11 protein-coding genes are annotated in these 14,065 nt (G+C 45.6%); all 11 read right to left on the reverse strand.

Annotated elements, in window-relative coordinates; translation table 11 throughout:
* Window positions 1-128 precede the first annotated feature (128 nt).
* The 11 genes from AC58VC_RS07150 to AC58VC_RS07200 all read right to left on the reverse strand — a co-directional run bounded on the left by AC58VC_RS07150 (window position 129) and on the right by AC58VC_RS07200 (window position 13,976).
* Window positions 129-959 (reverse strand): response regulator transcription factor, encoded by an 831-nt coding sequence (locus tag AC58VC_RS07150; RefSeq protein ID WP_497368148.1) that lies wholly within the window; start codon window positions 957-959, stop codon window positions 129-131.
* A complete protein-coding gene (locus AC58VC_RS07155) occupies window positions 956-2,788 on the reverse strand; it encodes a cache domain-containing sensor histidine kinase (RefSeq protein ID WP_497368149.1) in 1,833 nt (610 codons plus the stop codon). Before AC58VC_RS07155 ends, AC58VC_RS07150 begins: the two co-directional genes overlap by 4 nt.
* A 111-nt stretch (window positions 2,789-2,899) precedes the next feature.
* A complete protein-coding gene (locus AC58VC_RS07160) occupies window positions 2,900-4,249 on the reverse strand; it encodes an ABC transporter substrate-binding protein (RefSeq protein ID WP_497368150.1) in 1,350 nt (449 codons plus the stop codon).
* A 243-nt stretch (window positions 4,250-4,492) separates the two neighbouring features.
* Window positions 4,493-4,747, reverse strand: a complete 255-nt coding sequence (locus AC58VC_RS07165; RefSeq protein WP_497368151.1) for a MerR family transcriptional regulator — start codon at window positions 4,745-4,747, stop codon at window positions 4,493-4,495.
* A 35-nt stretch (window positions 4,748-4,782) separates the two neighbouring features.
* Complete coding sequence (locus AC58VC_RS07170) at window positions 4,783-5,421, reverse strand: GOLPH3/VPS74 family protein (protein WP_497368152.1); 639 nt, start codon at window positions 5,419-5,421, stop codon at window positions 4,783-4,785.
* 441 nt (window positions 5,422-5,862) lie between these two features.
* A complete protein-coding gene (locus AC58VC_RS07175; RefSeq protein WP_497368153.1) occupies window positions 5,863-7,083 on the reverse strand; it encodes a mandelate racemase/muconate lactonizing enzyme family protein in 1,221 nt (406 codons plus the stop codon).
* Between the two features lie 64 nt (window positions 7,084-7,147).
* Window positions 7,148-8,203 carry a tartrate dehydrogenase gene (locus tag AC58VC_RS07180; RefSeq protein WP_497368154.1) on the reverse strand — a complete coding sequence of 352 codons (1,056 nt, stop codon included), beginning with the start codon at window positions 8,201-8,203 and terminating at the stop codon, window positions 7,148-7,150.
* Window positions 8,204-8,223: 20 nt separating this feature from the next.
* Entirely contained in the window at window positions 8,224-10,521 is a 2,298-nt protein-coding gene (locus AC58VC_RS07185) for a helix-turn-helix domain-containing protein (RefSeq protein WP_497368155.1), read from the reverse strand.
* Between the two features lie 100 nt (window positions 10,522-10,621).
* Complete coding sequence (locus tag AC58VC_RS07190; RefSeq protein WP_497368156.1) at window positions 10,622-11,533, reverse strand: hypothetical protein; 912 nt, start codon at window positions 11,531-11,533, stop codon at window positions 10,622-10,624.
* Window positions 11,534-11,555: 22 nt separating this feature from the next.
* The gene (locus tag AC58VC_RS07195; protein WP_497368157.1) at window positions 11,556-13,118 is read right to left on the reverse strand and encodes an extracellular solute-binding protein; all 1,563 of its coding nucleotides are present in this window, start codon (window positions 13,116-13,118) and stop codon (window positions 11,556-11,558) included.
* Window positions 13,119-13,151: 33 nt separating this feature from the next.
* Window positions 13,152-13,976, reverse strand: a complete 825-nt coding sequence (locus AC58VC_RS07200; protein WP_497368158.1) for a hypothetical protein — start codon at window positions 13,974-13,976, stop codon at window positions 13,152-13,154.
* Between the last annotated feature and the right edge of the window lie 89 nt (window positions 13,977-14,065).

Raw genomic sequence — 14,065 nt, forward strand, 5'->3', positions numbered from 1 at the left:
TCTCCCTCCACACTTGTAGTTTGTTCCATTTCTGTGAAGCAATATAATCATAATCCATACTGTGCCAGTAGGTAATTCTAATATTCTAAGATAGGTGGATTGTTTTAAAGTAAATTTTCTGATGTCGGTCATTCTTTGCGGTATACCTTCTGGAATTCGCCAGGCGTTAATCCGGTTGCCTCTTTAAATACACGAGTAAAATATTTGGCATCTGAGTAGCCTACCTGTTTCGCAACTTCAAACGCTTTCATAGGACTCATCAGCAATTCCTTAGCTTCTTTCATTCGTATATTCTTGATATAGGCTGTAAAGGAAATTCCCAATTCTTTTTGAAACAATGAACTTAAATATTCCGGCGTAATGCCCAAAGCATGGGCCAATTCTTCTAATGAAATGCCGCTGCAGTACTTATCCTGAATGATTTTCAAGGATTTATGAATCAATAGACTGTAACTCTTGGGTATTTTCAACAATTGCTCGGCAATTTTATCAGCACTTTCGAGCAGCGCTTTACGCAATTCGTTGGGCTCTTGGAGTTCCATAACTGAAGCCGCTTGACCTTGCAGCATCCCGCTCAGCAGTTGGTTTGTCATGTGCTTCTCCGCTAGAAGCAGCACTTGTTTTAAATCCTCGGCTGTAATCGGTTTCAATAAGTATTCGATCACGACACCCATCTGGAGCGCTTTACGGGCAAATTCAAATTCAGAATGCCCACTTAAGATGATCGTTTGGGTCGTGTTTCCTTCCTTTTTCAACGATTCCAGCATGCCGATCCCACTCATGACAGGCATTCGAATATCCGTAATGACTAGATCCGGCATCGTTTCCAGGATGACTGCCCTGCCCTTCTCACCATTTTCACATTCTCCAACAACATGATAGGTATCACTTAATTTGTGAATTAAACGGATAAGACCTTTGCGTACTTTCTCTTCATCCTCCACAACAACGATTCTCATAAATCACCTTCCTTTAGCTCGTCCGCAATAGTCGGCAAAAGCAGAATGACCTTAGTGCCCCTGCCTAATGTGCTTTCAATGAAGCACTTTGCTTGATCTCCATAGTACAAATCCAGCCGATCCATCACATTCCGTATACCAATCCCGGATCCAATAGCTGCATTTTCTGGCGTACCGCCACCCAGCATCGTTCTTACGGTTGCATCGTCCATGCCGCATCCATTGTCTTGCATCTCAATGCACAAGAAGCCCTCAGCTTCGAACCGGACCCGAATGTGTAGTTCAGCACCGGTTATTTTACCGGCAAAGCCATGAATGATCGAATTTTCAACGAAGGGTTGAAGCAATAGCTTATATAATTTCACATCTTTCAGACTCGGATGAACATGAATGAAATATTGAAAGGAGTCATTGAAACGATTGCGTTGTAAAGTCAAATAGTGCTCGAGCCATTCGAGCTCTTGTGCGAGATTTACCCTCTTATTGCTATGGCTTATGCTATAGCGAAGAATGTGGGCTAGCCCTTTAATCATTCGGCTCATCTCATGTTCCTCTTTCTCGATAGCCATCCAGTTAATGGAATCTAATGTATTGTACAGAAAATGAGGATTGATTTGTGCTTCTAAAGATCGGATCTCAGACTCTTTCTGTTTTTGCACAGCAAGCTTTGTTTTCTTCATCAACTCATTAATTGTGGTCATCATGTTATTGTAACTGGAGGCGATGATCGAAATTTCATCTCCCGTATTATCTTCGATTTTCACGTTGAGGTCACCAAGCTCCGTCTGCTTCATTGCATTCACAATTCTATGAATCGATTTGGTCAATAAGCCTGAGAAATAGACAATGAGCAATGTACTGATCAGGAACATTACGAATCCTGTCCAAACATTTATTTTTTGCATAGCATACATTTCACCGAACATTTTCTCTTCGTTTGTAATATTTACGATTGTCCAGCCTGTCTTCTCATTCGGATAATAATTCATAATGGAGGGGTGCCCGAGTACAATTCCTTTCTGAGGAAAATGATCCACAGCCAATTCTTTCACACCTAGAACGCTGGCAAAATTCGATCCGATTCGATCTTTGGAAGGGAATGACACGATATTCTGAGCATGATCGATGAGGATATTGGTGCTGCTCATTCCCGGATCATTCGGATCCATGAGCGAAATACGGCATGCTTGGGCGAGAACCGACTCTTCCAAAGTCATCACGATGTAGCCCATCTTCTCCAGACGGTCGGACGAAATACCATATAGCCTTCGGGCAATATGGAACACGATGGGAGAATCACTTCCGTCTGCAAACATAGGTTCCGTCGACGTAATAAGAGGTCCTTGCTGGATATTATTCATCTTCATAATCAGCAAATAAGGGATATTTTTCTTCTCCTCAGCCCATAAGGATGAACTTGTTAGTTTGTCATAGGAAGCTAGAATATTTCCATTATTATCGAAATAGGTGAACCCTCGAATTCCTGGTTTGGAATTGGAATAGCCAGAAAAAATCTGGATGAGTGTGTCTGAATAAGTCAGCTGATCGAAGTCGGTGCCATAAAGTAATTTTTTGCTTGATGTAATCACGTCATTACTAATGATTAATTGATACAAGACATCCTCATACTGAGATAGACTGGAATCTAAATGTTTATTGGTTTGAATCAAATTCGAGGTAACGAGTTCATTTATTTTCGCATTCATGGCACGCGTCGAGTTCATATACGTCATATAATGCATGAAAATGGACGGCAAAAAAGCCACCAGCACAAAAGTAAGCATCAGTTTGTTTTTGTAGTTTAGTTCAAGCTTTCTAAATATTCGCATATTCCTCCTATGACTCGCATACCTAAGCCAACAGTATGAAGTCGCTTGCGAAACACCAGAAAAAAGAGGCGGACGCCGCAAGCTCAACGCTCGCAGCCCACCTCAATTCATTTATTTCTTCGCTTCAGCAGCTGTAGCTTCGTTTGCTTTCGCAGCTTTCGTAGTCGCAATCGCTTTCGTCGATTGCTCTTCGATCATACGCAGCGCCGTAACCGTGTCTTTTGATTCTTTGAAAATCAGGGGCGCAAATACGTTCTGCATTGGAACATCATACCAGATTAAACCATTGGCACGTGCAGCTGGCGGCATCGCCGTTTTACCATAAAAGATTGCGCTCGTGTTCTTGCCCCTCATCTGTACCAAGTTTTGTCCGAACGCTTCTTGCACGCCTTTGGATTCCATAGGTACAATGACGCCTTCTTTTGCAAGATCGATTTGATGCTCCTCGGAAAGCAGAGCCGCCATTGCTTGGAAAGCAAGATCCTTCTTCTGAGATTGCTTTGCAATATACATGGAATATACATTTGGCTGATACCTCGTATCCATTGCCTCCTTAAAAGATGGCACGGATACAATATCAAAGTTCAAATTCTTATTTTGCTCATAATACGAAACCAAATGATCAACCGTCGCTACAGCCATCGCAATGTTAGCTTTCGTCGCAAAAGTCTCTACCGTGTCAAACTGGTTAGCAGGAATATCATAGAACCGGCGTAAGTTGTCGACAACATTCTTCCACTCGGGAGAGCTCATGCTCGCCTTGTCCTCAGATAAGCTTAGAGGAGACAACGAAAGCTGATTATAATTCATATAATGACCTGGATTTTGAGAAAAGCCTTTATAAGTGACTTCCCCATCTACTCGAGTTAGTTTCTTTGCGATTTCATAGATCTCGTCATAGGTCATCCCGTTTTTTGGATAGTCGACACCGAATTTGTCAAAGATGTCTTTGTTATAAAAGAGTACAAAATCGTTATTATTATACGGCAACCCGTAGATGCTGCCATCCGTTCTCAGGTTAGCCATTTGGGCCATAAGGGACGGATTTAATTTGGTCGTATCAAAATTATACTTTTTGATAAGATCCCTGATATCATATTCCAGGTCATTGTCAAAGATCCAACGCTGCACGTTCATACGCGTGTTATCAATGATGAGGTCAGGAATTGTACCCGCTGCAATAAGATCCTTGTACTGTCTTCCAGGGTTATCCCAGTGAACGTGCTTGATCTCCACATCCGGGAATTTCTTTTTGAGGAAATCGCCGATTTGTTTATTGAAATTTTCTTCTTTAGCGAAATAGGGAGGATTGACCGTATAAATAAACAACTCATTACTTGGAGCAGCAGCGGCTGTTTTGCTTACTCCCTCTCCTTCCCCTGCAACCGAGGTGGGGCTTCCTCCTTGCTCACAACCTGCCAAAAGCGTTAGTGCAGCAACTACAGCTAGAAACTTTTTCATGAATGGTATCCCTCCGAATTTGAAAACGCTTTAGATTTAGTTGATACAGAAGATTTCTTAATACCTTGCCTCTCAAAAATCTTTATTTAACTTTATTATGAATTCACTTCGTATAAATTAGGGGGCTATTTCATTTTTATAGGTTATTACTTCCATCTTTTTCTTCTTGAGGTGTTTGTCCACAACGCAAAAAATCGGTTCCCTTTTTCGTTAAGAGAAATCCGATTATGCCAATGTCTGTAATTATAATTTTTCTTTAATTTGTTTAATAGTCAATCCTTCTGCTTCTTTCATAACACGAATTTCCTCAAGTCGCTTTAGTGCTAATTCACGTGGGTACCTTCTTGTCAGTCTTGTATCCTCTTGCTCAAATGTGATCATATCCTCTTCCGTGTAATATTTAATGGTGCTGTATCGAACTCCAGAAAGTTCAACCAACTCACTGATACTCACATACTCTGATGATAAAATTTTATCTAAACTTCTTTTTCTACCCATATTTTACTCCCCTATGAATGCTGCAACACTTAAAGTTATGATCCTGATTCAATCTTCTGGATAGTTTTATCAACTGTTCTAATTTTTTTATAAATATCGTCTTTACGCAATATCTCTAGCTTTTGCTTTAACGTTTTTTGTTCGTAATCAGAAAAATAGTCAGTTAACATATGTTTAATGTTTAAAAATAGCACTAAGGCTACTGTATGTTCTTCTACATTCCCCTGTTCTAATAACTCAGCTCGAATTCTCTCCACGATGTGATTCCGTTTATTTGCTACATCCGAATATTTTTTTACTGGAACAACGAATAAGACTTCCGCATTTTCAATCTCTAGAATTCCTTGATCTACAAGGCTTTGTACAACCATTTTATAAATTTCTTTTTGTCTATAGTAAAAGTAAGAAACCCATTTCTCCAACTTCTTTGGTTTCTCAGCAGTTATAATTTCGAGTAATCTGTCAAGATACTTTTCACCTGTGGATGCTGAGTTAGCAATTCTGATCGTATCATCGTCATCAAAAGTAACGTTCCCATTTATAGAAAGTTCCACGATACAAGCCATTATCGTATATAAGGCAACATGCATACGAAACATAGACTTTAGTTTATTTGTTTCACGATCTAATGCGAGTAAGACAAACTCTTGGGGAATTGATAAACTTTTTACCATGGTAGTATCCTCCTACCTTTCGAAGACAATTACTTACTACTTACTACTTACTACTTACTACTTACTACTTACTACTTACTACTTATCATATTGTACTAAACGCGAAAAGTCAAAGGATTCATCATACCAAAAAGGAGCGCTGCCACTAAATGTTCATTCAGCGATCTAACAATACTATTATGGATAAAAAACAGATAAGGTTTGGCATTGCTACGATGCCGATATGGCACAGCTGTAAGGAACTTATGTCAGACGATTGATCTTGGAAACAGGATAAAGGAGAGAACTAACTGGAATTTTTCCAATTATTAGGTTTTTATTGTGATAACTTGCTTAAAATAAATGGAGTTTTTCCCGCTATTCGATTCTGCTCAATAAAAAAGAGGCGATCTCAAGTCATATAATGACCGAGCGACCGCCTCTTTTATCATCTGAAACTCATCAAACCTGTAGTGCTCTACGCAGTACTGCATTCACTGTCGCCACGTCCATACCAAGCCCCGGTCCTGATGGTGCATAAATGACGCCGTTTTTGGACTCCTTCGGCGGAGAGAACAAGAAACCGGTCGTCTTGACACCTGACTTGTCTTCCTGGAATTTGCCGATGTTCGGGATGTATGACGCATAATGCAGTACATAGACATAGCCAAACCCACCGGAAATATGCGGGGTTACCGGAATACCTTTAAGCGCTGCCATTCGTGCGATACGGGTGTTGCGGATAAAGCCGCCGTTGTATTGCAAATCCGGTTGTATGACCTGCGCTGCATCGTTGTCGATGATCCAACGGAAGCGGCGCATGCTCGTCTCCTGCTCACCGAAGGCTAGCGGAATCGCCAGATTGTCAGCGACCTCTTTCGTATCCTCAAGATGCTCGAACGGACACGGTTCCTCATAGAAGAAGGCGTCGATCTCTTCGAGCATCTTGCCGTATTCGATCGCGACCGGAGGATCGTAAGAGCCATTGCCGTCGGCGTGGATGGCGATGTCATCACCTAGCTCCCGGCGGGCCATATAGATTAGTCCCTCCGAGCGGCCGGCGAGGGAGTCGGCATTTTTGCTCATCCGGCCGCCTACCTTAAATTTGACTGCCTTCGCCCCTGTTTCATCCATCCGCCGCTTTAGTACCTCGATCTCTTCTTCCGGCGTCGTCCCCCGGTTGCCGCTAGCCACATAGATCGGCACTTCTGAGCGGATAACGCCGCCTAGCAAATCTCCGATCGGCTTGTTGATAATACGTCCCAACATGTCGAGAAGACTCGCCTCCACCCAGGAGATGCAGCACCATAAAGCAAGGCCCGACAACTTGTAGTTGCTCTCGTACACGTAGACGCCATCAAGCAACTTCTCCAGTTCGCGTGCATCCTTGCCTATAAAATAAGGGATGATGAGCTGCTTAAGCAGCGGATACAAATAAGCCGCCCGTTCACTGGCAACCGCTACCCCTTCGGAGCCGTCTTTGGAACGCGTGCGCAGAAAATATAGTCCATTGTTAAATAGCAGCTCCATCGATTCGATGACCACAGGACTTGTAATCGCATCAACATTAAGCACCTTGGAATTTGCCGCTTCCTCCAATTCCGCAGTGGAAACACCGCTTGCAGCTCTCCGCTCAGAACTATCGAGATACAAATAAGATAAATCACGATATGGTTTGCCCATATGAAGTTGCCTCCTCAATTGGATTGAAATCATGAATCTAGTAGACCCGCCATTTAAATCTTCGTCACTTCTTCAATCTGCGAATAATTTCCGATGTTACCTCACGCGTAGTGGCCGTACCGCCGATATCCTTCGTTTTAGTCCCCGCATCCGTTACGCTCTCAACCACCTCTAAGAGATGCTGCCCCAGCTCCAGATAGCCGAAATGGTCCAGCATCATTTTGGCCGTCCAGATCTGTCCGATCGGATTGGCAATTCCTAGTCCGTAAATGTCCGGAGCGGAGCCGTGAACCGGTTCGAACATCGACGGATACTTACCGTTCAGGTTAATGTTGGCAGCAGGGGCGATGCCAATGCCCCCCATAATGGCGGCGCCAATATCAGTCAGAATATCGCCGAACAGATTACTCGCCACAACAACGTCAAACACCTGCGGCTTCGTCACAAAAAAGGCAGCCAGCGCGTCAATATGCGTCGAAGTTGTCTGCACATCGGGATACTCCTTGTGCACATCCTTAAATACTTCGTCCCAGAACGGCATGGAATATACGATACCGTTCGATTTGGTAGCACTAGTCAAATGACCCCGACGTTTACGGGCGAGATCGAACGCATATCTCATCGCCCGTTCGGTTCCCTTGCGTGTAAACACGGCATTCTGGATCGCAATTTCATCGTCGCCTTTATGAATGCGACCGCCAATTTCACTGTATTCGCCTTCACTGTTCTCCCTTACGACGAGAAGGTCAAAATCGTTTGGTTGGAGCAGCGGCGAAGAAAGACCGCGGAAATATTTTGCTGGACGGATGTTGATCACCTGTTGGAACTCACGACGGATCTTAATGAGTAGTCCCCACAATGATACATGATCGGGTACACGCGTTGGGTCGCCGACAGCCCCGAGAAACACCGCCTCAAAGTTTTGAAGCGTTTGCAATCCATCCTCAGGCATCATCTTGCCGTGCTGTTCATAATAATCACAGCTCCAAGGAAAGCAATCGAACCGGAACGAAATTCCGCCGTGTACCTCCGCCGCCGCATTCAGCACCTCTAACGCCGCAGGAACAACCTCCTTACCGATACCGTCACCAGGAATAACTGCAATCTCGAACCGTTTCATGGTACATTTCCCTCCTCTTATTAAGGCTTGTGTGTTTGATATTGCATATTATTAAGCCTATCCTCCCGGTAAGCGCCAGGGGTTATCCCAACCAGCTTACGGAAGGAACGGATGAAGTTCTGGGAATTATTATATTGAAGTTTATGGGCGATTTCTGATACTTTCATGTCAGTTTCTTCAAGCATTTCTTTTGCTTTCAACAGGCGATATTGTAGTAAATAGTCGCTGAAGCTGATACCGAGCTCCTGCCGAAGCACCTTGCTGATGTAACTCGGGTGATAGTTGAGCAGGGTGGAGCAGGAATCCAAACTAATTTCACTATCGAAGTTACTGTGAATTAACTGTGTGATCTCTTCTGAAATCGACTTATGTCTTGTCCGTCGCTGTTCGTCATAGACTCGGATGATTGGCTCGATCACTTTGCTTCTGAACCAATGCCGCACTTCATCCACGGATGATAGCGCATTCAACTGCTCGAGAAGCGGCGGCTCCCCTTCGGGTATATCGATCGTCGCACTCCCGCTCTCCTGAAGCAGCCAGATCAGGTTGACGAAAAACCTCGTGACGGCAATCTGATAGTCGTTATAGTTTAAATACTGGCGAGAAATTTCCTCGAAAAATTCATTTAGCAGCTCCTGGGCTTTGTCCCGGTCCGCCATTTTAACTGAATCGCGAATTTGTCGCTCCAACTCCTTCGGATATACCGTCGTTACATTGTGTGCTGGCTGGACGTCGTCGATATGCAGAATTGTCTTTTGTCCGTACATTACTCGGTATTTCAATGCATCTATCGCTTCCTTGTAGGCCTGGTTAGCATACCTTAACCCGTCATAGGACCTGCTGATTCCGATACTAATCCGCAGCTTTAAATATTGCTCGAGCGTATCCTGCACATTTTTGGCCAGCGAATATATGTAAGTGCGGAAGTCCTCTGTCGACCCCGGTTCCTCAAATACAAGCGTCACTTGCGATGATTGCAAGACGATCGGCAGCAGCCTCTGCGCCGACGGTATAAGATCGCTGACCATGTTGTTGATCGCAAATAACAGCAGTTCACTATCCCGCTCCTCGTACCGAGTACCCTTGAGCGTATCCATCTGAATCGTTAGCACTGCCATGCGCCGGCCAGCAACGTTCATGACGCCAAGCTTTTCATTGATTTCGGACGGTTTGAAGTCACCGCGAACGAGCTTTAGCAAGTAATACTCCTCTAGCTGGCGCGTATGGCTTCTCAACTGATCTGCCATCTGCACCTGATCGCTGCGCATCTTCATGAACCCCTCATTGATCATACTAAATTCATCTACCCGCTTACGCTGAGGATCCTGCTGTGAAAACAATGACAGATAGAGCCTTTGTATCGGTGCGTACATCCGTTGGGAGCCAGCCCATGAAATCAATACAGCGAGCAATAGCATGGTTACGCAAGTAGCCAATATAATCCACCCGGTTCTCCGCGACTCGAACCTGATCTGTTCAATAGGAATCAAGGACAGATAGATCCATCCGTTGAACGAGGATCGTTGAAACGCCACGCCAACCTGGGTGCCGCCTACCAAAGATTCAAACAAACCGGATTTTTCTTCATTTCCACGCAAATTCCCTATAATCGTCTGTAAAGTTGCCGTATCGACCAACCTATTCTCGCTTTGAGTCGTCAGTACTGAATAATCTTCATCTAGAATCATGACTTCACCGAGTGTATTATTTTTGGCTAGGAAATGGCGAAGCTGCCCGCCGTTTATTTCAACGATCAACATGCCAAGTGGCTTCTCAGTGAAAGCCGGAACCTTTTTAACCAGACTAAATGTCAAGGCATTGTCTGTATTTCGACTGCGAAGCAAGCTTTCCTTCTCTACGTTCCAAAACTTGTTTCGGTCGATGTGCAGATAATGGTCGATCACGGATGCCTTCTCGGGAGTCAGCGGATTGTATCCTTCTGAGTTTAAAATCCCTCCCCGGCTAACATCAATCAGATGAACATCTCTGACACCTACATCGAATGTTTGTACTTGGGACATCGATCTCAGCAAATTTTGGACAAGTGTAAAATGAGACGGGGTAATGCCAGTTTCCAGTGCCTCTGTCACAAAGGTGCTCTCAGAAAGTCGTTCGATCTGCAAATCCAGCGCACCTAGCACCTGCTCGATTCGAAGACGCGTCTGCTCTAGCACCAACACATTGCCATCGTTGACCTTCTGTTGAATCGTACTAGACGTTTTCACATAAAAGAAAAGCCCGAGCAGGATGATAGGCAGCGTGCTTACACCTATCGAGAACACAATCATCTTTGTAAGGTACCGGTTGATTCTGAACATAATCCGCCCCCTCAGCCTTGTTCTCTTGTTGCACGCCATAATTATACTACACCGGACCGTCCAATGGGCCGAGCCGGTGCATCATAATTTCGGGGAAAAGTTATACGGCTAAGCCGTCCCTGCCTTTTTTGCCTACATCGAGTTGATCTTTGAGCGTCCCTTCATCAATGGCACCAGTAAAATAGCTGCTCGCGCTCATCAGATAACCAAAGCCCATCCGGACGGCGTGTGCATAATGACTGGTCGGCTCCGCCTCGAAGGCTTCATCGATTTCCTTCTGTGAGGGTACCACACCATGGCGAAGCTCCTCGCATAACTGCAAAATCGCATCTTCGCTGTTGTAGAAGTTCGTTTCAATAATAAACCGCTGAGTTTTGGATGGAATCGGCGTGACAACCGCCTCAGCATAGCGGTCCAGGTGAATAACTTGCTCCTGATGCTTGGCATGAAGTTTACTCAACCATCCCTCCCGATCCTCCGTCTGTGGAACGAACGTTTGAAGTCCCAACAGTGACCGCTGCCATATGGATCGGTAAGCATCCGTGACCCCATTAACATCGACCACTGCCGCTGCGGACAAGCTCTCCAACTGCCTCTCGAAATGAGCAGTTCTGTAAGGGAATGGCGTGTTCCCGTTGCCGTCGTACAACTTGCGGAAAATGAACGCATCATGATAAATACTGCAATCGGTTGGAAACTCGCGTGACTCCGGTTCGGCCTCGCGGAATACGACCTTCATCTGCCGGTCCGCTGCGCGATGGCACAGCCAACCGAGTACAAACGCTAGCTTGTATCCAAGTCGGTCTTTTTCCTTGTGTGTCTCCCAGATCGACCTGTATTTATCCAGCAGGTTGACCGTAAATTTATCACCCGAACGGGTTACGCTGCCGAATTGGATAAATCGGATATGGTCTCTGCCAGCCTCTTTGAAGGCGCTGCAAATGCGTTCCGATGCAAGCATCAGGTTAAAGCAATCTTCCACTACTGCGGTGTGGGTTACATTCTCCGACATATCTCATCCTCCGTATAATGGTTTATTTCCCTTTGTTAGGGTCCGCCTGATACTCTTTATTCAACTCTTCCAGCACTTTATCTCCGCCGGATTTATGCCAGTTGTCAAGCGCAGCCTTCCAGCCAGTCATGTCTATCTCACCCATAATGTACTTAACGCGGGCATCGTTGATAATTTTATCAAGCTGCGTGCGCTTTGAATCTAATGTCGGTGAGTTGTAAGCAGCTGCCGGATTTGTTACAAATATATCTGCAATGGCACTTGCCTGTTTTTTGGCCGTTTTAAATTTGCCCGTATATTTATCGTACGTTCCTTCCATAGCGAGCGACCCATCGGAAACCTGCATGGCCTGCTGTAACTGAATGACCTCCGACGCATACTTGGCGGCTTGCTCCGGTGTCCGGTCAGCTTTGCCGTCTTTCACGGTATAATGAATGCCTTCTCCGCCCCATTCGAAAATGTTTTGTCCCTCTGGCGTAGACAGCTTATCAAAATATTGCAGAATGCGCTTTAATTCGGCATCGCTTTTCACCGTCTGCTTCGGAATAACGAAGCTGCCCGAAAGGCCGCTATCCATCAGCAGCTTGGTGCCGTTCACTCCCTTAAGAATACTGGAGGTATCGAGTTCGGCTTTCGGATTTAACTTGAAAAGCTCCGAGTGACGGGAAATAAAGTCATTGTCACCAAGGCGGAACCCGAACAGCCCTTTGTTACCGTTATCAATATTCTGAACCCGCTCCGCAATAGCGAAGTCCTGATTGATCAGCTTCTCCTGGTACAGACGCTTATACCAGTTCATTGCATCCACAAAGGCTTGACTTTCATGTGAGGGTACGACTTGATTGTTTTTAATATCCCACACGTTTCCTCCGCCTGTCGCAGCCAATATGAGTTTGAAACCGCGAATGCTCTTCTCTTCGGCGAGACCGATCGTATCGTTCTTTCCGTTGCCATCCGGATCCTTCGTGGCAAACGCCTTGATAACCTCGTACATCTCATCAAGGTTTGTCGGAGGCTTCATGCCAAGCTTATCCAGCCAATCCGTGCGATAGATCATGCCATCTCCGACCAAAGAGCGAGCCCGGTTAATCTGATAATATTTGCCGCCAACCGCGGTGCTCTTGAGCACTTCTGGATTTAACGCCTTTTGCAAGTTCGGATAGTCTTTGAGGTAAGGGCCAATTTCCCAAAACTGACCGGCTCTCATTGCATTTTTGATATTGGATTGCACCGGGGTACCGACCAGCAGAACCATCGGTAATTGTCCCGAGGCGATAGTGGCATTTACCTTCTCTTCGTAAGTACCGTTTGGCACCCATTGAATTTGCAGATCCGTATTGGTCAGCTTCTCAACCGCGGTAATAATGGGGTCAGTCTCCTTAGGCGGCTCAGACAGGACGGACAAATTCATCATTGTAATGACAAAGGGCTTATCGTCTTTCGCCTGTGTGGTACTCTCCGCTGTGCCTTGCTGATTCGTTGTGGACGCCTCTGGAGGAGTGTTGCTGCAGCCGGCAAGAGCGGCGGTGACGAACAAACTCCCTACAATCCCCATTATGCTGGATTTCCCCATAAGATTAGCCATGAAAGATCCCCCTTAGCTTATTGTGGTTTAGCTTTATACTGCCAAGAATTCTTCGAACGAGCTTAGATCGCTCGAGCCGGTAAAAAATACGCTGGCACTGCGCAGGCTGCGAATCGCTTGATGCAAGGCGCTTGCGTACCCGCTCTGTGGTTCAGCCGAAAGTACCGCTTTAATTTCACCCTGCGATGGTTGCCCGCCACTGCGGATAGAGTCGGCCAGACGGATCAAAGCGTCATCTTCGTCATAGAAATTCGATTCGTTAACATACCGCTGCGCCTTCTCTAAATCGGGATCGACCACTGCGCTGGCCAACTGCTCCATGTTCCCCTCCCATTCACCAATCATCTGGTCCAGCCGGTCAAACCAGCCCTCGATGTCATCAACATCCGGAACGAAGGTATGCATCTCAATAAAAAAACGCTGCTGCAGCACACTGAATAGCTCAGCAAGTTCCTCTCGGCTGATGCCTGATCCACCTACATACCGCTTGCGGAACAGTTCAGCATCTTGGTAAAGTTCCGCCTCAGCTGAGTCCGGTGTCAAATGCGCCCTCGCTGCACGATGAGCGATCCATCCAAGCGCTAATGCAACTGAAGACTCCGCTTGTGTCTTGGGGACAAGCGGCGCCGAGCGGAAACCAACTTCCTCTGTCACCGTGCGATGGGACTCCCAATCGTTTCTATAGTAGGCTAGTAATTCGAACGCGATCCGATCATCTGATCGCGTTAGGCTGCCGAATTGGGCGAATGGGCGGTGAGTGCGAATTACTTCTTTGAATGCTTCGCAAATATCATCCGAAGCATTCATAATCGTTAAGCAATCATCCACTAATGCGGTCCGGGTTAGGCTCTCAAGCATAGTTCATCCTCCATAAGTTCATATTGGTGTTTCTGAGTCTGACCATATATCCCCTACCAGGGGGGGAGCGTTCCGGCACTCGTCCATTT

This window comes from Paenibacillus sp. J22R67 (assembly GCF_059692175.1).